Below are 20,389 nucleotides of genomic sequence, written 5' to 3' on the forward strand. Positions count from 1 at the left end.
GTATCCCGTCGGGTTGGCCTGCCTCGGTGCGCCGGTGTCTCCGTGCTGCCGGCCGTCCGCGTCGGCCTCCCGGAGGCATCGTCGAGCAGGCGCCGGAAGCCTGTGAGATCGGGGTGGCCCCTCGTGCTCTGCGAGCTGCCTGCCGCCAGAGGGCCTTTTCCGTCAGTGATCGGTCATGTCTCGGCGGCTACTATCCGGCTGCCGCCGAGGCATCATGGGCGTGGATGCAGTCGTGCTCCGTCGTGGACAGCCGTGGGGGTAACGGTGATCGCGGAATCATTGGCAGCGCTGGCAGGAGCGGGAGCGACAACACTCGTTTCGGCGATGACCACCGAACTCTGGCAGGGTACCCGGGAAGGCGTGGCCAGGCTTTTCCGACGGCACGCCCCGAACCGGGAGACCGGTGTGGTGGCGCTGTTGGACGAGGACGCCCGCACGGTGGGCGCTGTGGATGGCGAGGAGGCCGGTGAGGTCCGCAGGGAGCTGGTGCCGGTGTGGCGACGTCGGTTACTCGCCCTGCTGGTCGAGCATCCGGAGTCGATGGAGGAATTGCGCGAGCTGGTCGAGCGCACTGGTTCACGGCTGCCAGGTGGTCAGCAACCGTGGTCGCAGACGAATATCGCGCACGGCAGTGCCACTCAGTTCGCCGTTCAAGGGGGCAATATCGTCTATCACCAATCCGGCGGTGAGCATCCCGCGTCCGATGCTTTCCGAACGGGGGACGAGGCGTGACCTCGGCCGGCGACGGCCGGCAGATACCGGGTGAGGGGCACCAGGAGGTTCGAGCGGTCGGTGGTTTCGCGTACGGTGCTGTGGGCGCGGACATCCATGTATTCGGCGACGGTAGTCCTCTCTACCTGCTTCTCCGGCATCCGGAAATTGTCGCTCAGGGCTCCGACTGGCTGCGGGCGCAGCCGAGCCGGATGTTGGACGCCCGGCTTGAGGTAGTCGAATTCACCGGCAGAGAAGACGAATGGGCCCAACTGATCGCCTGGCGGGATTCCTCGGACCGGCTGGCGGTGCGCTGGTTGCACGGCGCCGGCGGGCAGGGCAAGACGCGGCTGGCGGCCCGGCTCGCCGCCGATGGCGAGGAATCCGGATGGCTCGTGGTCCATGCGGTACACGGAACCGACACCCATCCGCCGACTGAGGGCAGCCATGATCTGCGCGTGCGCGGTCACCGGGGAGTGCTTCTGCTCGCGGACTACGCCGACCGGTGGCCCCTAGGGCACTGGAACTGGCTTTTCCGAAACAGTCTGATGCGTCAATCGGTACCGGTCCGGGTGCTGCTGTCGGCTCGGTCGGCACACGGTTGGCCGGCCTTGCGCGGGGTGCTGAACCGGCTGCGTCTGGGGGCGGAAACCTCGGACCAGTTCCTCGCGCCACTGCTGGGAGAGCATGGATTCCGGGACCGGCTGTTCCGTGTTGCGCGCGACTGCTTCGCCCGCCACTATCCGGACCGGGCGCCGGGTGCCGCCGCGTGCTCGGTGGATCTGGCCCACCCGGACTTCGGTCTGACCCTTGCGGTACACATGGCCGCCCTGGTGGCGGTGGACGCCCGGGCATATGGACGTACGCCGCCGACTGACATGCTCGGCCTCACCGGCTACCTGCTTGACCGGGAGCAGGAGAACTGGAGGCAACTGTACGAGAATCGCGCGTGCGGCCTGGATTTCCGTACACCGGACCAGGTACTGGGCCGTGCGGTGTTCACCGCGATCCTCGCCGGTCCGCTACGGCGTGAGCGTGCGGAAGAACTGCTGGAAGCGCTGATGTTCGAGAGACCGGGCCGAGTGCTCAGCGATCACGCCGTCTGCTACCCCTCCACGCGGTCCGAAAGCGCTGACGTTCTGGAACCCCTGCTGCCGGATCGGCTGGCTGAGGACTTCCTCGCGCTCACCGTGCCGGGAAGCCCCGTCTCGGGACACCCCACCGACCCGTGGTCGGTCACCGCGGCCCACACCGTTGTCGAAAGGCGCCGTGGTCAGCCCGTGCCTTGGACCGGGCGCGCTGTCTCCTTCCTCGCCGCGGTCACCGAACGCTGGCCGCACGTAGGCGAACGAGTGCTGTATCCGCTGCTTTTGCGGGAACCTTCGCTTGCCATAGCCGGGGGAAGTGCGGCGCTTTCCTCGCTGGCCAGGATCGAGGGCGCCGACCCGGGAGTTCTCGCGGCCGTCTACGAGTGCGTACGGCGCAGTCAAGCGGCCGAAGCCGCCGTAGGCGGCGGCGACCTCGGTGAGCGGATGGTGGCCGACCGACTGGCGGCCGTCGGTGACGAGGAGACTCGGGCCGCGCTGCTCCTCGAACTCGCCGAACGGCGTGGCGCGGCCGGCCGGTGGGAGGAAGGCAAGGACGCCGCCGAGGAATCCGTCGTCCTGCTCCGTCGGCTGGCTCATACTATGCCCGAGCACGAATATGCACTGACAGTGGCTCTTCACCAGTTGGGTGTCCAATTAACGACCACCCATCGGTATGCTGACGCCCGTCGTGTGCTGGAGGAGGCATTGGCCCTTTGCCGCCCCAAGGCGGCTCTGGAACCCCAGTCGGCCACGCTCCTGCCCCACTTGCTGCATGTGCTGGCCCAGACGTTCTGGGCGACCGACGACATCGACCAGGCGTTGGCCCTGACACAAGAAGCCCGCCGGCTGTACGATGACCTGTTCCACCGTGATCCGTCGGGATGGGTGTGTAATCTGAGTTTGCAGTCGCGGTTGTTGAGCGACCAGGGGGCGTTGCTGGCTCGAATCGGCCGCCTGCAAGAGGCCCTGGAGCTGGCCGAGGGAGCGGTAGTCCTCGCTCGCTTGTTCCCGCTGCTGCAACCCGACGCAGTCCCTCAGAGCTTGGCCCGCGCACTCCTGACGGTGGGCAAGCTGCAATATGAGACCGGCCGGTTGGCGGACGCCGCGCAGCTTGTGGCGGAGGCTGTCCGTCTCTACCGGCAACTGGCCCGAGTGCACCCCGGCGGCTATCGGCGGGAACTCACGAGTGCCGTGGCCACTTTGGCAGGGATGCTCGCGGAGGCTGGACGGCACGTCGAGGCGCGCATTGCCGCAGAGGAAGCGATCGCGCTCCGCGAGCAAGGGGAATCTCAGGGTGATCACTATGCCGCGGGTTGGGTAACGGCCCTGTACTTGGTGCGTCACTCGGAAGGCCCTGAAGAGAGGCTGCCCTGGGGCACCGAGCAGGAGATCGGCGAGGCGGCGGAGCGGCTCGTCCGAAGCGAGGAGTGGCCAGCGTTATGGGAGTTGACCTGTTCTGTTCCCATCCTGGATGCCATACAGCTGGTGCACCGGTTCCCCGGAGGGTGCTGGCAACCCCCGGACGCGACCGGGCGGGCGCTGATGCGACGACTGGCCTCGGTCGACCGGCGTTCGGTCGAAGCGTTCACCGAAATCTGCGCCCTGGCCGGGACTCGACAGCTTCCACTGGCCATGGATTCGACATGCCATCTCGCCTTCGCATTCGGACGACCGTGGATGACGTGCACCGCCTATGGCGAAGACGGTCTGCGGATGGCGTCGGTGGACCTGACCACCGGGCGAAGGCAGCAGGTGTACCAGGGCGGGGCGTACCACGAAGCTGTCGTCTGCATGGGGGACGACGGCGTTGTGGCAGTGCGTCATGCGGAACGCAACGGCAGCGTCCCGGGTGAATTGGTGCGGTACGTCAACGGGACGGCACAGGTCATAGCCTCCGGGGCCGCCCTGTACGGCGCGGCGGGTGCGGCCACCGCCGACGGGTTCCTGATCGGATCGCGTTTGGTTCCCACTGTGCTGGTGGGTACCAGCGACGGGCTGTACGAGGCCGATCTGTTCTCGATCGGCCTCTCCCGTGGCGACCGCTTGGCAGTCGACCCGACCGGTACTCGGGTCGCCTTCGCCCACGGCGATCGGTTCGTGGTCACGGATACCTTGATGCGGTCTGTTTACGCACAGGCTGTCGTCCGACCCCACCAGGGCGAGATCACCGGCCTGGTGATGCCGGCCCCCGACGAGGTGCTCACCACGGACGCTGACGGTCGGATGTGCCGCTGGCAGTCGGTCGGCGACGAGTGTCATCTGATCGCTTCTGCCGAGCAGGCGCCTGAGCTCATTGACCTCTTCACCCTGACGGGGTGGCGAATCGTCGGCGGGTGGGCTCTGAGGGAGGGCATGCCTTTCTTCCTCGACAGCTCCACCTTGGTGCCAGTGGCCCCGCCCCGGCTCGTCAAGGACTTTCTCACCGAGTTGCAGGACATCACGGTGTCACCGGACAGACGGTATCTCGTCCACAGTAAAGGCGTGTATCCCAGCTCATCAGACGGTTGTCACCCCCAAGCCGTCATCACCGTTCACGACCTGGAGCACCCGACAGCCTGGCCGCACCGTCCGCTTGCATCGCTGACTGAGCGGGATCGGGCAGCGCTGGACGTTCTCGAAGCGCCTTCACCCGAATTGCGTGACTTACTCAACCTTATGCGTGCGGCGGCCGCCTATCGGTCCGAGCGAGCGAACACGACTGCGTGAGGGAGGTTTCCGTGATCGATGAGGGAGATGAAGGTGTCGCCCTTGAACTGAGCGCCGAATTTTTTCAGCGTCTTCGAGGATCCGTTGCGGAGGCGGCCGGGCGGAAGGGACCCGACCATGTGGACGTGCTGAGCCTGCGTGCCAACCAGGTGATGTTCCATTTGATGGCCGCCTCCGCACTGCGGTCCCGGGGTGATGACGCCGAGGATCTGCTCGAGGCCGTCGTTCGCGAGTTGCAGGCCATTCTGGCCGGGTACGAGGCCGCGCTCGGTCCGGAAAGTGTGCAGACCTTGATGGTCTGTACCCAGTTGGCTGGTGCCTGCCATGCCGCCGCACGCAATGCCGAGGCCATCTCGTACTACGAGCGGGCGTTGACCGGCTACGAGCGCAAGCTGGGCCGGGATGCCACGGAGACTCTGACCACCCTGCATGACTTGGCCAAGGTCTGCCGTGCCGAGGGGCAGACCGAGCGGGCTGTCGCATTGCTGGAGGAGGCCGTGGCGGGTAGTAGACGATCCTTGGGCCCGGAGTGCGAGGAAAGCAGGGAACGCGCAATGCAGCTGTTCACCGCCTACCTCGACGCCCGCCGCTATCCGGAGGCCCTCGCCCTCGGTCGGCAATTGCTCGGCGAGCACGAGCGCTACTTCGGTGCCGATCATCTGCGGACTTTTGCTTTCATGTCGGACTTGGGTGTCGCCCACCATGAGGCGGGAGATCCTCAGCGGGCCCTTGAGTGGTACGAACGAGCGCTTGCCGGGATCGTCCCGTTTTGCGGGCCAGATCACTCAGTGGTGGTCGCGGTACGAAGGGACCTTGCCGTGGCCTACCTTGACGTGGCGCGGCCTGCCGACGCGATTGAGCCGCTGCTCGCCAACCTGGACACGTACCAGCGCCTCCAGCACCCTGATCATGCCGTCATCCATGACACGCGCCACCGTTTGGCCCGCGCCTACCGACAGGCTGGGCAGCACGCGGAGGCGGCAGCGGCTTTCGAGCGGCTGCTCACCGACTTCCTGCGTGTCAACGGCGTAGACCATCCAGCGGTTCCCGACCTGCGTGCGGAGGCCGAACGGGCCTGGTCCGATGCCGACGCAAGGCGGTGATCGGTCCCTTCGGCGGCCGGCGAACACCCCGATCACTTCCTTACGGCCCTGGCATCCAGGCGGTCGTACAACCAAGCGCAGGACATAGTCGACATCGCGTGGACCGTCGACTGGATGGAGAGCCCGTTCTTCCGATGCCTCCGCCGATGGGGCCGTATCGCTGAGCGGGAGGGGCTCATGAAACGCCCGCGAGGGGGCAAGCGCACCCCGTCAGGTGATCTTGAAAGCCGACGTGGGGGGAGCCGCCGACGATGACGATGCCCGAACCCTCCGTCCCTCGGCGGGGCCGCACCGGACGCCGGACCGCCTTCGCCCTCGCGCTGCTCGCCATCGTCGTCTGCGGCGTCGGCCTGACGCTGCGGACCGCCGCCGCCCACGCCGGCGACCATCCGGCCGGGGCCCTGACCGCCCTGGTCGCCCTGGTCGCGCTCGGGGGCGCCGGGGCGGCGGGCCTGCGTGGCCGGTACCGGCCACGCGGTGCGTTCAGGGCGCCGGCGGAGGACCGCGGGGATCGGCCGGGACTCGTGGTGGAAGCCGTTCCGCCGGTGGACTACGCCGCCATGGACGCCGCCGAGTTCGAGCAGGCGATCGCCGGACTGTGCGCACGCGACGGCTGCACGGACGTCCATGTGGTCGGCGGCGCGGGCGACCTCGGGGCCGACGTCCTCGCCACCGCGCCCGACGGGCGGCGCCTCGTCGTGCAGTGCAAGCGGTACGGGCCCGACCACAAGGTCGGCTCCCAGGATCTGCAACGCTTCGGCGGGACCTGCTTCACCATCCACGGCGCCCACATCGCGGCCCTCGTCACCACCAGCGACTTCACCGGACCCGCGCTCGAGTACGCCGCCCGCAGCGGCATCCTCTGCCTCGACGCGCGGGCCCTCGCCGCGTGGAGCGACGGCGGGGCGCCGCCGCCGTGGCGGCAGGGGGAAGGGTTCGCGGAGTGGGACGGGCCGGTGGTCGGAGGGTGCTCGTGAGTACGGGGTGCGGTCGTCCTCAAACGCCGGACGGGCCGATGTGACCGCCCCGCGGTGATCCGTCACCCCGCACCGGGCAGGCATCCCCCATGCCCCTCCTCGTCGGAACCTCCGGCTGGCAGTACGCCGACTGGCGCGGCGGCCTCTACCCGGACGGACTGCCCCAGCGGCTGTGGCTGGAGGAGTACGTCCGCCACTTCGCCACCGTCGAGAACAACAACGCCTTCTACCGGCTGCCCTCCCCGGACACCTTCGCCGACTGGCGCGACCGCACGCCCGACGGGTTCGTGATGGCCGTCAAGGCCAGCCGTTTCCTCACCCACATCAAGCGGCTCCGCGACCCGGCCGAGCCCGTCGCCCGGCTGATGCGGCACGCGGCGGGCCTGGGTGACCGGCTCGGACCTGTCCTGCTCCAACTGCCGCCCACCCTGCGCGCCGACCTCACGACGCTGGACGCCGCCCTCGCCGAGTTCCCGTCCGGCGTCCGCGTGGCCGTCGAGCCCCGCCACCCCTCCTGGTGGACGGGCGAGGTACGGGCCGTCCTCGAACGCCGCGGCGCGGCCCTGTGCTGGGCCGACGCCGGGTCCCGGCCCGCCGGGCCGCTGTGGCGCACCGCCGGCTGGGGCTATCTGCGCTTCCACGGCGGCCGGGCCCGGCCCTGGCCGCGCTACGGCCGCCAGGCCCTCGCCACGTGGGCCGCACGGGTGGCGGACACCTGGCCCCGACAGGCCGACGTCTACGCCTACTTCAACAACGACCCGGGCGGAGCCGCCGTCGTCGACGCCGGGGTCTTCGCGCGCGCGGCCGTACGCGCCGGGCTGGACGTGGTGAGCGTCCCGCCCGCCCCGGCCGTCACCCCGCCCGCGCGACGATCCCCGCCAGCGCGCGTTCGGCGAGCGCCGTGACGGTCAGCGACGGGTTGGCGCCGCCCACCGTCCCCGGCAGCAGCGAGCCGTCGACGACGTACAGCCCCGGCACGCCCCGGACCCGCCCCTCCGGGTCCGTCACCCGGCCGATCGCGCACCCGCCCACCGGGTGCGCCGTGAAGGCCGGGACGCTCAGGGTCAGCGGCAGGGTGCCGGGGTTGGCGGCGATGACGCGCCGGTTGAACGCCTCGGCGGCGCGGGCCGCGGCCGCCGAACCGGCGCCCCAGCCCGTCAGCCGCACCCGGCCGGTCCGCGGGTCGGAGCGGAACGCGCCCCGGTGGTCGCCGTCCGCCGTCATGCTCAGGGTGACGACCGCCGGCAGCCCGTGGAACCCGGGCAGCACCCAGCTCTCCGCGCGCAGCGGCAGCCCGAGGCCGTCCGGGACGAACACGCCCGACGCGCACGGTGACCCCTGCGTCGCCCCGTGCTGGACGAGCGGCTGCGAACGGACGGTCACCTGGTCGCCGTTGTCGCCGAAGCCCTCGCCGACGGCCGCCGGCAGATCGGGCAGGGTGCCCCGGTCGCGGGCGGCGACCAGCAGCCGGTTGGTGTTGAGCGTCCCGGCGGCCAGGAACAGCAGGTCGCAGGTGAACTCCTCGGTGCCCAGCACCGCCCCGCCGGGCGTCAGCCGGCGGACCTCCAGGCGGAAGCGGCCGTCCCGCCGCCGGCCCACCGAACGCACCTCGTGCAGCGGGCGCAGCTGGACGTGGCCCGTGGCCAGGGCGGCGGGCAGGTAGCTGCGCGTCAGGGACTTCTTCGCGCCGTTGCCGCAGCCGAAGTCCGATTCGCCTGCCGTCGCGGACAGCGGCACCCGGTGCGCCAGCTCCCCGCGCACCACCTCCCAGTCGAACGTCGAGTCGAGGCGTTCCGGTCGCCACCCCGCCCGCGTCACCTGCCGGTCCCACACCCGGGAGTGGAGGAACGGCCCGGACGCGTAGACGTCGCGGGGCATCGGCGAGGCGCCCAGCATCGCCCGCGCCCGGGGGAACCAGACGCGGGCGAACTCCTCGTAGCGCAGCCCGGACGGGTAGAGCCGCTCGAAGCAGCGGCGCGGCGGAGCCACCGTCACCCCCGTGTAGACCAGCGACCCGCCGCCGACGCCCGCCCCGCACCAGATGTCCAGCCCCGGCTCCTCCGCCACCTCCAGGATCCCCGGGCCCGGGCGCACCGGCACGGGCAGCAGCCCTGGGTAGCGGGCGGTGCGGCGGAACCAGAACATCGTGTCCGTCACCCCGCTGGCCGATCCGAACAGCGGGCGGGCCGGGGCGACCGGCCACTCCCGGCCGCGTTCCAGCACGACCGTGTCCACCCCCGCCTGCCCGAGGCGCAGCGCCGCGACCGCTCCGCCGAAGCCCGAACCGACCACCAGGGCGCGGAAGTCCGTGCGGGTCGCCGCCGCGGTGGCGCGGCTTCCCAGCGTCGCCGCGCCCAGGGCTGCGAGGCCGGTCCTGGCCGCGAGGCTCAGGGCCTCGCGGCGGCTTCGTCCTGCCATCCTTGCCTCCTGAAGGTGCGCGTGCTCCGCCCACACCATCGGCTGCGCCGCACCGGCCGTCGCGGGACGCGCCCGGTCGCATGCGCGGGGACGACCTGTCCGGCGGAGTGGCATCCCGCGCCTGGCGTCGGCCTATTGGGCGTGCCCCGGTCCCTCCCCCAGAGGGGGCACCCCCATCCACCGTTTCTTCCGGGGCGTTGCCCCGGACCCCGGCATCGCGGCTTCGCCGCGAGGTCCTCGAACACCGGACGGGCTATACGGCCGCCCGTAGCTCCTCCAGTGCCACGCCCAGCAGCCCCGGCAGCCGCTCCGTGCCCGGCACGCCCGCGTCGAACAGGAACGACACGGACACCCGGGTCTTCTCCAGGACGAAGACGCAGCCGCCCGGGGAGGAGCCGAGCGGCGGGGACACCGGGATGAGGCCCGCGATGCCCGGGGCGGCGTCGTGGGCGTCCGCCGGGATGACGGTGACGCCCAGCCGGGGCGGCGAGCAGTGGTGTACGGCGCGGTGGGCGAGCCAGGCCAGCGGTCCCGGGGCCCGCAGGAGGTAGCCGAAGAGCTCGCGGAACCGGTACAGCGTCATCGGTCCGGTGTCGCGGACGACGTCCGTCAGCCGGCGCGCGGGGGAGGGTTCGGCGCAGGGGAGGGTGAGCGGCATGACGCCCAGCGCGCTGCCCAGGGCCGCGCGGTCCCCGGGCGGCCGGAGGCTGACGGGCAGGTAGACGCGCAGGCCCCGACGCTGCCGTCGGCCGCCCGCGCCGCACCAGTGTCCGGGCGTCCACGCCCGGAGGGCGCCGGCCAGCGCGGCGAGCGCCACCTGGGCGGCGGAGGCGCCGGTGCGGCGGGTGACCTCGTCGAACGCCGACCGGTCCAGAGTGGCGGTGTGCAGCGTCCGCCCGCCGGTGACGGCGGAGCCCGGCGGCAGCCAGTGCGCCGTGCGCCCGAACAGGTGCGGGAGGAACCGTGCGCAGGAGCGCACCGTCCGCGGCGACGGCGCCCGGGGCGCGGGCCGCGGCGCGGGCGCGGGCAGCCGGGCGCCGGACAGGGCGGCGCCCATGGCCTGCGCCATCGCCAGGCCGTCCTGGAAGAGGTGGGCCGCGCGGTACACCAGCAGGTACTCGTCCGGGTGGTGGCCCCGGACCAGCCGGACGCCCCACAGCGGCCGGCCCGCCGGCAGGGGCGCGGCGAGCGCGTCCAGCGCGCACCGGCCCAGAGGCTGCCCGGCGGGCACCTCGACCTCCTCGACGTGCAGCGAGACGTCCAGCGCGCCCGCCGGCTCGAACCGTGCCCGGCGGCCCGTACCGCCCACCCGGTACCCGAGCGCCGGCACCCGCGCGACCGCGTCCGCCACCAGCCGCTCCAACTCCTCGCGGCCGGGCGGCGGTCCCGTCATCCGCGCCGCGATGCCGACGTGGGTGCGGGCCGGGTCCGCCGCCGTCCGGGCCCGCAGGTACTGGTACCTGTCCGACGGGCCGAACGGGACGGGGGCGTGGCCGCGGTCCGTGGGAAGCACGAGCATTGCCGGGACCCTTCCTGCGCTGTGGCCGCTCGACGGGCGGGGGCACCGTCCGTCAGAAAGCCACTATGGCGCCCGGCCAGGCCGCGGACCGGCAGGGACACAGCCGGCGGGGGGCCCGGCCGTCAGATGGTGACGCAGACGCCGTCCTCGATGGTCCGGCCGTCGCGCTCCAGCCCGCCGCAGACCAGCTTGGCGCCCTTCTGCTCCTTGCCCACGGTCCAGCGGTGGGAGGCGGCGTGCACCTTCGGCGAGTGGTAGTCGCCCCAGTAGGCGCGGAGGGTGCCGGGCAGGCCGTCCTTCGTCTCCACGGTGATGTCCTGCACGAACCGGTTGTGATGGGCCGTCATCACACACAGGTACTTGCCACAGTGCCCGTCGACCCCCGCCTGCGCGGGCGCCGCCGCCACCAGGCCGAGGGCGAGGGCGGCGAGCACGGTCCCGGTCTTCTTCCTGATGCCCAATGTCTTCCCCGTCTCCGAGTGCCGCGCCCGGGTGGCGCGGTCGTCGGCGGCCAGTAGAGCGGCCGGCGGGCGGGGACGTGGGCCCTTCCCGGGGAAGGTCATCTGATCAGGGGAATTTCCGCGGGGCCGCCCGGACAGGGCAAGGTGGTGCCGTACACGGTACGGAAGCACAGCGGGAAAAGAAGGTAGGGGACGCCGCGATGGTGTTCAGGAAGCTGCTCGGTTCGCTCGGCGTGGGCGGCCCCACGGTCGACACGGTCCTGGACGGCCCGGTGCCGCCCGGCGGCACCCTGACCGGTCACGTCCGGCTGCGCGGCGGCAAGGCGGACTTCGACGTCGAGCACGTCACGCTGGAGTTCGAGGCCAGCGTCGAGGCCGAGCGCGGCGACGAGGAGCACCACGGCACGGTCGTCTTCGACCGGCACACGGTCGCCGGCGGCTTCCGGCTCGCGGCCGGCGAGGAGCGCGACGTCCCGTTCGCGGTGCCGGTGCCGTGGGAGACGCCGGTGACCGAGCTGTACGGGCGGCCGCTGGGCACGGTCCTGGGCGTCCGCACCGAACTGGCCGTCGCGGGCGCGCGGGACAAGGGCGACCTCGACCCGCTGACCGTCCGCCCGCTGCCCGCGCAGGAGGCGGTCCTGGACGCGTTCGGCCGGCTCGGCTTCGGTCTGCGCTCCGCCGACCTGGAGCTCGGCCACATCCGTGGCAGCGGTCAGCGGCTGCCCTTCTACCAGGAGATCGAGTTCGCCCCGGCCCCGCAGTACGCGTACGCCGTCCACGAGATCGAGGTGACCTTCCTGGCCGCGCCCGACGGCATGGAGGTCGTGCTGGAGGCCGACAAGCGCGGCGGCTTCCTCTCCGGCGGGCACGACGTCGTCACCCGCTTCCACATCGGCCACGACACGGCGGGACGCGACTGGACGGCGGAGGTCGAGTCCTGGGTGCGGCGGCTGGTCGAGCACCACGGCGCCCGGCAGGCGCACCAGGAGGCGCACCACGGGATCCACCGCGAGGGCCGGCTCCACGACGGCGGCCACCGGTCCGGGCCCGGCATGGGCACCGTCGTCGCCGCCGGTGCGGCGGGCCTCGCGGCCGGTGTGGTCGGCGGGCTGGTGGCGGCCGAAGTCGTCGACGAGATCGGCGACTTCTTCGAGGACGAGGGCGGGGACGAGGACTAGGACGGCGCGGCGGCTCCCGTACCGCGTCAGCGCAGCAGGCCCGCCGCCCTGAGGTCGTCGAACAGCAGCCGGTCGACCGGCGGGACGAGCGGGCGGTCCGCGTACGAGAACCAGGCCACCTCCTCGATCTCCGCACTGGCCGTCAGCGTCCCGCCGTACTCGCCCGTGTAGCAGCTCATCCGGACCACCGTGCCGTCCGGCAGCTCCGGTACCGGCGCCTCGTAGGTGCCGACGTGGGTGACCGTCCCGGGGTCGAGGAGGACCGTCAGCTCCTCCTCGACCTCGCGCAGCAGGGTCTCCAGGTCGCTCTCCGCGCCCTCCCGCTTCCCGCCGGGCACATAGAACACGTCCTTCCCCTTCGGCCTCGCGCAGAGGACGCGTCCGTCCTCGACCCGCACCCAGGCCACCGTGTCGATCAGCACGGGTTCCGCTCCTTCTCCGGTCCTCCCTGGCGGCCGGCGTGCCGCGCGGAAGGAGTCATGCAACCACAGGGCCGGGATTGGGGGCGTACTGCGCCTCCCCGTGCCCCAGCGACCAGTCGGCCGACGCGTTCTCGGTGACGGTGACGAAGACGTTCCGCGGTTCGGTGCCGGCGTAGGCGTGCGCGAGTTCGGCGATGCGCCGGTACAGGGCCCGCTTCCGGTCGGGGGAGCGGCCCGCGCGCATCGTGATCGCGATGTACGCGATGCCCTCGTCCCGGTCCACGCCGAGGTAACCGCCGTAGCGGAGGGTGCCGGTGGTGCCGTCGTGATCGGTGAGGATCTGGAAGTGGTCGTCGGCCGGGATGCCGAGGGTCTCCTGGAGGGCTTCGTGGACGGCGCGCCCGAGCGCGTCCAGCCGGTCGCGGCCGGCTCCCAGGGTGTCGATGCGGACCAGGGGCATGGCGGGCTCCTCTTGCCGGGGACGTTCCTGCGCGTTGAGTGTACATACCAGTAGGTACAGAAGAGTGGCGGGGCGTCAGCGCGGACAGGCGGCCCCGGTGCCGTGCGGGCAGGGCAGGCGGGCGAGGGCCAGGTCGGCGACCTGCCGCGCGGGGTGGCCGACGGGGACGCGGACGCCGTGTTCGTCCGGTGCGAGGGGTTCCAGGTCGGCCAGTTGCGAACCCAGCATGCAGGCCGGCATGAAGTGGCCGGTGCGGTGGGCGAGCCGGTCGGCGATGACCTCCGCCGGGCCGTCCAGGTGGACGAAGAGGGCGCGCCGGGCCGTCCTGGCCAGGGCGTCCCGGTAGCGGCGTTTGAGCGCGGAGCAGGTGACGACCCCGCCTCCGGCGGCGTGGGCGGTCAGCCAGTCCGCGATGGCGGCGAGCCAGGGGGCGCGTTCGGTGTCGCCGAGCGGGATGCCGGCCGCCATCAGGGCTTTGTTGGACGCCGGGTGGAAGGCGTCCGCGTCGGCGAAGGGGGCGCCGAGGCGGTCCGCGACCAGCCGGCCGACCGTCGTCTTGCCCGCCCCGGAGACGCCCATGACCACGACGAGCGGCAGGGGGCGGGCGAAGGACGGACGGGAGGGAGAGGCAGGAGGGTGCGTCATGGCGGGACGTTAGGTCGGTGGGATCGTTCCGCTTCGGCGCTATTCGTCTTTATACGTCTCTTTTTGCTTTTAAGCAGCTTTGTTTTCGGGTGGTTTCGGAAGGTGGGGGTGTGTATGCCCACGGTCCGCCACCGGGAACCGGCCCGCCCGGCCGCCGCGTCCCGCCCGGCATGACACGCGCACCCCGGCCGCCGGTCTGGCCGCGCTGCGGACGCGGAGCCGGGCCGGACGACCCCGTCGGCTGCCGCGGGCGCGCGGTGCCGCGGCCCGGCGGCGGGCCCCGCGCCTGCCTCGCCCACCTGGACGGGCCCGGCCGGGCGGTGTACCTCGCCGGGCTGCGCCCCGGCGCCCGCGTCGACCACCGCGGCACCGCCTTCACCGACGACCTGCTCGACGCGCTCCTCGCCGCCCTGTACGACGAGGGTCCCGGCCGCGCCGTCGTCGGTCACGCGGCGTTCGAGGAGGCCCTCTTCCTCGCGGAGGCGCGCTTCACCGGGGCGGCGTTCCCCGACGGGGCCTGCTTCGACGGCGCCACGTTCCTCGGCCGCGCGGACTTCAACGACACCGCCTTCGGCGACGAGACGTCGTTCCGGAAGGTGTCGTTCCTTGACCACGCGTGGTTCCACGACGCGCGGTTCGCGGGGCACGCCGGGTTCGGGGAGGCGTGCTTCCGCCGCGACGCGGGGTTCAGCCGGGCGCGGTTCCCGGCGGGCGCCGGCTTCGCCCGGGCCGCGTTCCAGGACAGCGCCCACTTCAGCGCGGCCCGCCTCGCCGGCGAAGTCTGCTTCCGTGAGGCCGACTTCCACGGCGACTGCTACTTCGGCGCGACCGTCTTCCACGCCGGCGCCACCTTCCGCGGCGCCACCTTCCGGACCGCCCCCGCCCTGGGGCCGCTGGCCTGCCGGGGCACCCTCGACCTCTCCTGGACGCGGTTCCTCGGCACCACCACCCTGGAGGCCGCCGCCGGGTCCGTCGACTGCCGCAAGTCCTCCTGGGCCTCCGGCGCCGCGCTGCGGCTGCGGTACGCCACGGTGGACCTCGTCGACGTCATCGCCGAACGGTCGTTGAGCGTCACCGCGCACCCCCGGCCGTTCCTGTCCGGGGCGGCCGGCTGCCGGCCGTTCGAAGAGGTGGTCGCGTCCGGCGATCCGGGCGTCCGCGTCCGCTCGCTCAGTGGCTCCGACGCGGGCAACCTCGCCCTCAACGACCTCGACCTCTCCTCCTGCCTGTTCAGCGGCGCGCTCCACCTCGACCGGCTCGGCCTGGAGGGATGCTGCGTCTTCGCCCGCACCCCCGGCCTCCGCGTGCCCTTCCTGCCCGTCCGGCGGTGGGCCCCGCGCCAGGTCCTGGCCGAGGAGCACTACTGGCGCGCGGCCCGCGGCTCCCGCGGCTGGACGCCCGCCCCGGAGGGCGTCGAGGTCCGCCCGCCGGCGGCGCTCGCCTCCACCTACCGGCAACTGCGCACCTCGCTGGAGAACGGCAGGAACCACCCCGGCGCCGGCGACTTCCACTACGGCGAGATGGAGATGCGCCGCCACAGCGGCGAACGGACGGACGGCCGGCGCACCCTGCTCCTCCTCTACTGGGCGGTCTCCGGCTACGCGCTGCGCGTCGGCCGCACCCTGCTGTGGCTGCTGGCCGCGACCCTGGCCACCGTCGCGGCGGTGGCCCTGTGGGGCCTGCCGCCGGAGCCGCACCGGCCCGCACCGGCCGCGTCCCCGGCCCGGGCGCAACCGGAGCGGGGGACGGCCGGCGGCCGGCTGGAGACCTCCGTACGGACGGTCCTGAGCGCCGTCGGCCTCCGCTCCGGCACCCCGGAACTCACCCTCGCCGGCACCTGCGCGGACGGGGCGTTCCGGCTGGTCGCGCCCGTCCTGCTGGGCGTCGCCGCGGTCGCCGTCCGCAACCGGGTGCGGCGGTGAACGGCACCCGGGCGGGCGTCCGCCCCCGGCGGGGAGTTGACACCGCACGTGTCGTGCGCGGGGGCGGCGTCGTTGAGGGCGATGAACTCATTCCGGGCTCATCGCCCCTCATCGGGAAAAGGACCGCAGATGCGTCTCTTCCGTCCGATCGTCGTCGTACTCGCCGGGCTCGCGCTGGCCATGGCGGGACCCGTGGACGCGGCGGTGGCCGCGAAGGGCCCGTTCGGCTTCCTCGGTCCCAAGAACAAGCCGTTCTTCGTGGAGAACCCGCCGGACAACCGCTGTTTCACCATGAGCCAGGAAGCGCACGGCGCCCACAACGGGACGGACTCCCCGGCCACGATCTACAGCGGCAAGAAGTGCTCGGGCACGGCCGTGCGCGTGGCCCCGGGGCAGCGGCGCGACGCGGCGTTCTCCAGCGTCCGCTTCGGGGGACACTGAACGCCGACGCCCCGTCACATCGGCAGCGAGTGCAGCCGTACCGGCCCCGGGGGCCATGCGGCCCCCGCCCGCAGCCCGGTCCACAGGGTCCGCAGCGGCATGACGCGCGGGCCGTCGGGCTGCTCCACCTCCACCTCGTCCGCCACCGGATGCCAGCCGAGCCGCTCGTACAGGCCGACCCGGTCCGGCAGGCAGAAGAGCAGGCCGAAGGAGAAGCCCCGGGACCGGGCGTCGTCCATCGCGGCGGAGACGACCCGCCGTGCGAGGCCGCGGCCCCGCATCCCGGGCGCCACGGCGACCCCGCCGAGCCCCGCCACGTCCATCCGGACGCCGCCGGCCGTCAACGGCAGGTCCACCAGCCCCGCGTGGGCCACCAGGCGGCCGTCCCAGCGGACGCCGAAGTGCTCGTCCTTGGGCCGCCAGGTCATCCCCACGGCTCCGACGCCGAACGGGTCGGGGGTGTCACCGAAGATCTCGGTGACGGAGTAGTCGGTGAGCCGGACGGTGACCGGTCCGGACGGATCCGCGGAAGCGCTCATCCGGGCAACATCGCACAACTCCCGGCCGCCCGGCCGTGATCCGGGTCACTCCCGGGCCGCGCCGGCCGTGTCCACCCGTCACGCGCCCATGCAGTGCCGCCGCGCCCGCAGGAACTCCTCGGTCGCCAGGTCCGGCCGGCTCGGGTCGGCGGTGAACGACGCCCACGGCTGGACGGCGGTGTGGGCGCCCATGGCCGCGAACACCTCCGCCGCCTCCGCGTAGTGCCGGGCCGACCACATCGCGAAGGCCAGGTGCGACAGATCGGCCACGGACAGCGGCGCCGGCCCGCCGTGGCCCCGGGTGGCGAACCAGCCCCGGTACGCCCGCAGCGTCTCGGAACGGATCGGGTCCACCGACCACTGCGAGCGCAGCAGCGCGTCCGACCGGCCCTGGCCCCGCGGGTCGGCGGCCTGCCGCCGGTGCAGATCGGCGTAGGCGAACAGCGGCAGCGCCAGCAGCGCCGAGCCGGCCGGCGCCCACGACGCCACCCAGCGGGCGAAGTCGACCGCCGACACCGAGGCCGCCGCGCCCGTCGTGCACGCCTGGAAGAACTGCAGCATCCGGTGGAACGCCTCGCGGTTGCACTGGTCGCGCTCCCAGATCCGGGAGAGCAGCCCCCACGGGCCCGGCGGCAGCATGATCTCCCAGGGCTGGAGCTGGTGTTCGGGCCGCTCCTGGCGCTCGTCCAGCGAGGCCAGCGTCAGCAGGCAGATCCACGGCACCGGGTCGCCGGGCGCGGCCTCGACCGCCAGCCGGCACGCCTCCCGGGCCTGGTGCTCCAGGTGGACGGCCTCCGGGTGCCGCTGCCGGTGCGCGCGCTGTGCCCGCTGCACCACCACCCGGGCCCACATCACCCGGGCGTCCACGCTGTGGCCCTCCTCCGCCGCCCACGCCTCGACGATCGTCGAACCGGCGGCCACCGCGCCGAGGACCTGGGTGCGGGCCGTGCGCAGCGCCCAGTCGGCGCCGGTGCGCTCCAGCAGGTCCCGCATGGCCATCCAGCGGCCCGCCCACACCTCCTCGACCGCGATCCGCAGGGCGTCGTCGAGCCCGGCCGGATGGTGGACCGGGCGGAAACCGCCGCCGGCGGGGGCCGTCGTCTCCCTGGCCATCAGCCCACCCCGTCGTGCAGGGCCGGCCGGGTGGCGGGCGGGCGGTGGGCGGTGGTCCGGGCGCGGACGCGGGCGGAGCGGACGGCCGGCGGGCCGGCGGCGGGTGGGGGGAGGATCACAAGGAGGTCCTGGTGCTGGGGAACGGGGGACGGGTCGGCGGGCCGCTGTTCTCGGGTCCGAGGAGTCGGCGGGGCCGACGGGGGCAGACGGAGCGTGAGGCGGGTGCCGCGACAAGAGCCGTGGCGCACAAGGGAGTTCGCCCCGTCGCCCGGACGAGCCTAACCCCAGGTGGGCGGCTGGTCGACCGGGATCCTGAGGAAGATCGGATTCCGCCGGAAGCGGCGTCCGAAGCGGCGGGTGCGGTATGCAACCAAGTGGGGATTTCGATGGTCTTACCGTTCATGACAATGAAACGCACCCCTCTGCGGACCCGGCTGGGCGTCGTCCTGGGCGCCGCCGGACTGGCCGTCCCCCTGGCCGTGACGGCCGGCGGGACCGCCGAGGCGGCCCCCGCCAAGGCCCCGGCCAAGGCGCCCGCCAAGGTCTCCTGCCCGACGGACAAGGGCCGCATCGCCTGTGTCGACCTCACCCGCCAGGTGAGCTGGATACAGGACGGCAAGAAGATCAAGTACGGCCCGGTCCACATACGCTCGGGCAGAAAGGGCTTCGCCACGCGCACCGGCCTCAAGAAGGTCTACTGGCGCGACAAGAACCACCGTTCGTCGCTGTACGACGTGAGCATGCCGTACAGCCAGTTCTTCGACGGGGGCCAGGCGTTCCACGCCATCGGCGGCAGCGTCTACTCGCCGCCCGGCTCCCACGGCTGCGTCAACATGCGGATGAAGGACGCCCAGGCGTACTGGAACCTGCTGCACAAGGGCGACGACGTCTTCGTGTACGGCCGCAAGCCCGGCACCTGACCGGGCCGCGCGCCGGCGGGCCGGGCCTTCGAGGCCCGGCCCGCCGGCGCGCTCCCCCCTGGGCCCGCCGGTGCCCTCGCCTCCGGTCCGCCGGTAGCGGACCGACCGGTGCGCGGGTACGCTGCCCGGAGCGCCGACCGGGGGGAACGGATGCCCACACCGCTCGCACAACGCCCGCGCCTGCTGCACGAGTTGCCCGCCCACTGGGCGGCCCGCACGCCCGACGCCGAAGCGCTCGTCTGTGGCGGCCACCGCCTCACCTGGAGCGCCCTCCGCTCCCGCGCCGACCTGCTGCGCGGCGCCCTCCACGCCGCCGGCGCCGCCCGGGGGAGCCGGGTCGCCGTCGTCGGCCGGAACAGCCTCGCCTGTTTGGAGACCGTCCTCGCCGCCGCCGGCGCCGGCGCGGCCACCGCCATCCTCAACTGGCGCCTCGCCCCGCCCGAACTCGCCCACGTCATCGCCGACTCGGGCGCCACGGTCCTGTTCGCCGACGCGGAGGCGCTGGACACCGTACGGGCGGCCCTCGGCGCGCTGGACGCCCCGCCCCGCCTCGTCGTCACCGGCGACGAAGCCGAACCGGGCGACGGCGCCGAACCGGGTGACGACGCCGAGACCTACGCCTCGCTGCTGGAACGCGCCGCACCGCTCGCCGCCCGCGACGACCTCGACCCCGACGACACCTGCGTCATCCTCTACACCTCCGGCACCACCGGAACCCCCAAGGGCGCCGAACTGACCCACCGGAGCATCCTGGAGCAGAGCGCCTCGCTGCTCGCCGTCCTCCCCATGGGCCCGGCCGACCGCAGCCTCGCCGTCCTCCCGTTCTTCCACGTCGGCGGCGTCTGCTACGCCGTCACCGCACTGCTCGCCGGGGCCGCCACCGTCGTCCTGCGCGAAGCCGGCCCCGAGACGATCTGCCGCGCCGTCGCCGACGGCGCCACCCACCTGCTGCTGGTGCCGGCGCTGCTGCCCGGCATCCTGTCCGGCGGCCCGGACGCGGTCGCCGCCTTCGCCGGGCTGCGGTACTGCCTCTACGGCGCCTCGCCCATGCCGCTTCCGGTGCTGCGCCGGGCGCTGGCGCTGTTTCCCGAGGTCCGGTTCCTCCAGCTCTACGGCATGACCGAACTCTCCGGCGCCGCCACGGCCCTGGCCCCCGAGGCCCACCGCGACCCCGGCCGGGCCCACCGCCTCGTCTCCGCCGGCCGTCCGATGCCGGGCGTCGAGGGCCGCGTCGTCGATCCGGCCACCCGCGCCGAACTGCCGCCGGGCCACCGGGGCGAACTGTGGATCCGGTCCCCCGGGCGGATGAAGGGCTACCTCGGCAACCCCGCCGCGACGGCGGAGACCGTCACCGACGACGGCTGGCTGCGCACCGGGGACCTGGCCCGGATCGACGAGGACGGCTACGTCTTCGTCGAGGACCGGCTCAAGGACCTGATCATCACCGGCGGCGAGAACGTCTGCCCCGCCGAGGTCGAACGGGTGCTGGCGGAGCACCCCGCCGTCGCCGAGGCGGCCGTGGTCGGGGTGCCCGACGAGAAGTGGGGCGAGGCGGTGCGGGCCGTCCTGGTGGCGGCCGACGGGATGCCGGTCGATCCGGCGGAGCTGAGGGCGTTCTGCCGCGAGCGGCTCGCCGGGTTCAAGTGCCCCACGTCGGTGGAGGTGGTGGCGGCCCTGCCCCGCAACGCCACCGGCAAGATCGACAAGAAGGCGCTGCGGGCCGCGGCCGCGCGGCCGGACGCCGCGTCCGTCGGCTGACGGCCACC

General features: G+C 73.1%; 18 protein-coding genes. 10 read left to right on the plus strand and 8 right to left on the minus strand.

Translation table 11 applies throughout. The annotated features are described in order from the left end of the window. Positions 1-324: 324 nt before the first annotated feature. From K7I03_RS31645 to K7I03_RS31665, 5 genes are all read left to right on the plus strand, one after another. The gene (locus K7I03_RS31645) at positions 325-732 is read left to right on the plus strand and encodes a hypothetical protein (protein WP_185944777.1); all 408 of its coding nucleotides are present in this window, start codon (positions 325-327) and stop codon (positions 730-732) included. After that, the gene (locus tag K7I03_RS31650) at positions 729-4,505 is read left to right on the plus strand and encodes a tetratricopeptide repeat protein (RefSeq protein ID WP_224347315.1); all 3,777 of its coding nucleotides are present in this window, start codon (positions 729-731) and stop codon (positions 4,503-4,505) included. The genes K7I03_RS31645 and K7I03_RS31650 overlap by 4 nt, the downstream gene beginning before the upstream one ends. An 11-nt stretch (positions 4,506-4,516) precedes the next feature. Then, entirely contained in the window at positions 4,517-5,608 is a 1,092-nt protein-coding gene (locus K7I03_RS31655) for a tetratricopeptide repeat protein (RefSeq protein WP_185944775.1), read from the plus strand. 251 nt (positions 5,609-5,859) lie between these two features. Next, positions 5,860-6,585, plus strand: coding sequence for a restriction endonuclease (locus K7I03_RS31660; RefSeq protein ID WP_185944774.1), 726 nt, complete (start codon positions 5,860-5,862; stop codon positions 6,583-6,585). Positions 6,586-6,674: 89 nt separating this feature from the next. Continuing rightward, complete coding sequence (locus tag K7I03_RS31665) at positions 6,675-7,490, plus strand: DUF72 domain-containing protein (protein WP_185944773.1); 816 nt, start codon at positions 6,675-6,677, stop codon at positions 7,488-7,490. On the opposite strand, the gene K7I03_RS31670 is transcribed toward K7I03_RS31665, so the two are convergent. From K7I03_RS31670 to K7I03_RS31680, 3 genes are all read right to left on the minus strand, one after another. Then, positions 7,438-9,003, minus strand: coding sequence for a GMC oxidoreductase (locus K7I03_RS31670; protein WP_185944772.1), 1,566 nt, complete (start codon positions 9,001-9,003; stop codon positions 7,438-7,440). The two genes, K7I03_RS31665 and K7I03_RS31670, sit on opposite strands and share 53 nt — an antisense overlap. Before the next feature lie 253 nt (positions 9,004-9,256). After that, positions 9,257-10,522 (minus strand): wax ester/triacylglycerol synthase domain-containing protein, encoded by a 1,266-nt coding sequence (locus tag K7I03_RS31675; RefSeq protein WP_185944771.1) that lies wholly within the window; start codon positions 10,520-10,522, stop codon positions 9,257-9,259. A gap of 122 nt (positions 10,523-10,644) precedes the next feature. Continuing rightward, positions 10,645-11,085, minus strand: a complete 441-nt coding sequence (locus K7I03_RS31680) for a hypothetical protein (RefSeq protein WP_224347316.1) — start codon at positions 11,083-11,085, stop codon at positions 10,645-10,647. A gap of 98 nt (positions 11,086-11,183) precedes the next feature. Between K7I03_RS31680 and K7I03_RS31685 the strand changes: the two genes are divergently transcribed. Continuing rightward, the gene (locus K7I03_RS31685; RefSeq protein ID WP_185944770.1) at positions 11,184-12,161 is read left to right on the plus strand and encodes a sporulation protein; all 978 of its coding nucleotides are present in this window, start codon (positions 11,184-11,186) and stop codon (positions 12,159-12,161) included. Positions 12,162-12,187: 26 nt separating this feature from the next. Here K7I03_RS31685 and K7I03_RS31690 read toward each other — a convergent pair whose 3' ends face one another. The 3 genes from K7I03_RS31690 to K7I03_RS31700 form a co-directional block, all read right to left on the minus strand. Then, the gene (locus K7I03_RS31690) at positions 12,188-12,583 is read right to left on the minus strand and encodes an NUDIX hydrolase (RefSeq protein WP_185944769.1); all 396 of its coding nucleotides are present in this window, start codon (positions 12,581-12,583) and stop codon (positions 12,188-12,190) included. Between the two features lie 55 nt (positions 12,584-12,638). After that, positions 12,639-13,043: a tautomerase family protein gene (locus K7I03_RS31695; RefSeq protein WP_185944768.1), complete on the minus strand. Its 405-nt coding sequence runs from the start codon at positions 13,041-13,043 to the stop codon at positions 12,639-12,641. 75 nt (positions 13,044-13,118) lie between these two features. Further along, positions 13,119-13,688, minus strand: a complete 570-nt coding sequence (locus tag K7I03_RS31700) for a gluconokinase (protein WP_185944767.1) — start codon at positions 13,686-13,688, stop codon at positions 13,119-13,121. 170 nt (positions 13,689-13,858) lie between these two features. Here K7I03_RS31700 and K7I03_RS31705 point away from each other — a divergent pair, with 170 nt between their 5' ends. Both K7I03_RS31705 and K7I03_RS31710 read left to right on the plus strand, forming a co-directional pair. After that, positions 13,859-15,610, plus strand: coding sequence for a pentapeptide repeat-containing protein (locus K7I03_RS31705; RefSeq protein WP_185944766.1), 1,752 nt, complete (start codon positions 13,859-13,861; stop codon positions 15,608-15,610). A gap of 129 nt (positions 15,611-15,739) precedes the next feature. After that, a complete protein-coding gene (locus K7I03_RS31710) occupies positions 15,740-16,051 on the plus strand; it encodes a hypothetical protein (protein ID WP_185944765.1) in 312 nt (103 codons plus the stop codon). 14 nt (positions 16,052-16,065) lie between these two features. Here the strand turns inward: K7I03_RS31710 and K7I03_RS31715 are convergent, their stop codons facing one another. Together K7I03_RS31715 and K7I03_RS31720 are read right to left on the minus strand one after the other, a co-directional pair. Continuing rightward, entirely contained in the window at positions 16,066-16,590 is a 525-nt protein-coding gene (locus K7I03_RS31715) for a GNAT family N-acetyltransferase (RefSeq protein ID WP_185944764.1), read from the minus strand. A 78-nt stretch (positions 16,591-16,668) separates the two neighbouring features. Continuing rightward, the gene (locus K7I03_RS31720) at positions 16,669-17,703 is read right to left on the minus strand and encodes a hypothetical protein (protein WP_185944763.1); all 1,035 of its coding nucleotides are present in this window, start codon (positions 17,701-17,703) and stop codon (positions 16,669-16,671) included. Between the two features lie 131 nt (positions 17,704-17,834). On the opposite strand from K7I03_RS31720, the gene K7I03_RS34455 reads away from it, so the two are divergent. Next, positions 17,835-18,623, plus strand: a complete 789-nt coding sequence (locus K7I03_RS34455; RefSeq protein WP_398858333.1) for a L,D-transpeptidase — start codon at positions 17,835-17,837, stop codon at positions 18,621-18,623. A 150-nt stretch (positions 18,624-18,773) separates the two neighbouring features. Beyond that, positions 18,774-20,381 carry a long-chain-fatty-acid--CoA ligase gene (locus tag K7I03_RS31730; RefSeq protein WP_185944761.1) on the plus strand — a complete coding sequence of 536 codons (1,608 nt, stop codon included), beginning with the start codon at positions 18,774-18,776 and terminating at the stop codon, positions 20,379-20,381. Positions 20,382-20,389: the final 8 nt, after the last annotated feature.

This window comes from Streptomyces mobaraensis (assembly GCF_020099395.1).
Classification (GTDB): domain Bacteria; phylum Actinomycetota; class Actinomycetes; order Streptomycetales; family Streptomycetaceae; genus Streptomyces.

Coding starts and splice junctions, on each gene's coding strand:
- K7I03_RS31645 (WP_185944777.1), top strand. CDS start 325: ATGACCACCGAACTCTGGCAGGGTACCCGGGAAGGCGTGGCCAGGCTT.
- K7I03_RS31660 (WP_185944774.1), top strand. CDS start 5,860: ATGACGATGCCCGAACCCTCCGTCCCTCGGCGGGGCCGCACCGGACGC.
- K7I03_RS31665 (WP_185944773.1), top strand. CDS start 6,675: ATGCCCCTCCTCGTCGGAACCTCCGGCTGGCAGTACGCCGACTGGCGC.
- K7I03_RS31670 (WP_185944772.1), bottom strand. CDS start 9,003: ATGGCAGGACGAAGCCGCCGCGAGGCCCTGAGCCTCGCGGCCAGGACC.
- K7I03_RS31675 (WP_185944771.1), bottom strand. CDS start 10,522: ATGCTCGTGCTTCCCACGGACCGCGGCCACGCCCCCGTCCCGTTCGGC.
- K7I03_RS31680 (WP_224347316.1), bottom strand. CDS start 11,085: ATGACCTTCCCCGGGAAGGGCCCACGTCCCCGCCCGCCGGCCGCTCTA.
- K7I03_RS31685 (WP_185944770.1), top strand. CDS start 11,184: ATGGTGTTCAGGAAGCTGCTCGGTTCGCTCGGCGTGGGCGGCCCCACG.
- K7I03_RS31695 (WP_185944768.1), bottom strand. CDS start 13,043: ATGCCCCTGGTCCGCATCGACACCCTGGGAGCCGGCCGCGACCGGCTG.
- K7I03_RS31700 (WP_185944767.1), bottom strand. CDS start 13,688: ATGACGCACCCTCCTGCCTCTCCCTCCCGTCCGTCCTTCGCCCGCCCC.
- K7I03_RS31705 (WP_185944766.1), top strand. CDS start 13,859: ATGACACGCGCACCCCGGCCGCCGGTCTGGCCGCGCTGCGGACGCGGA.
- K7I03_RS31710 (WP_185944765.1), top strand. CDS start 15,740: ATGCGTCTCTTCCGTCCGATCGTCGTCGTACTCGCCGGGCTCGCGCTG.
- K7I03_RS31715 (WP_185944764.1), bottom strand. CDS start 16,590: ATGAGCGCTTCCGCGGATCCGTCCGGACCGGTCACCGTCCGGCTCACC.
- K7I03_RS31720 (WP_185944763.1), bottom strand. CDS start 17,703: ATGGCCAGGGAGACGACGGCCCCCGCCGGCGGCGGTTTCCGCCCGGTC.
- K7I03_RS31730 (WP_185944761.1), top strand. CDS start 18,774: ATGCCCACACCGCTCGCACAACGCCCGCGCCTGCTGCACGAGTTGCCC.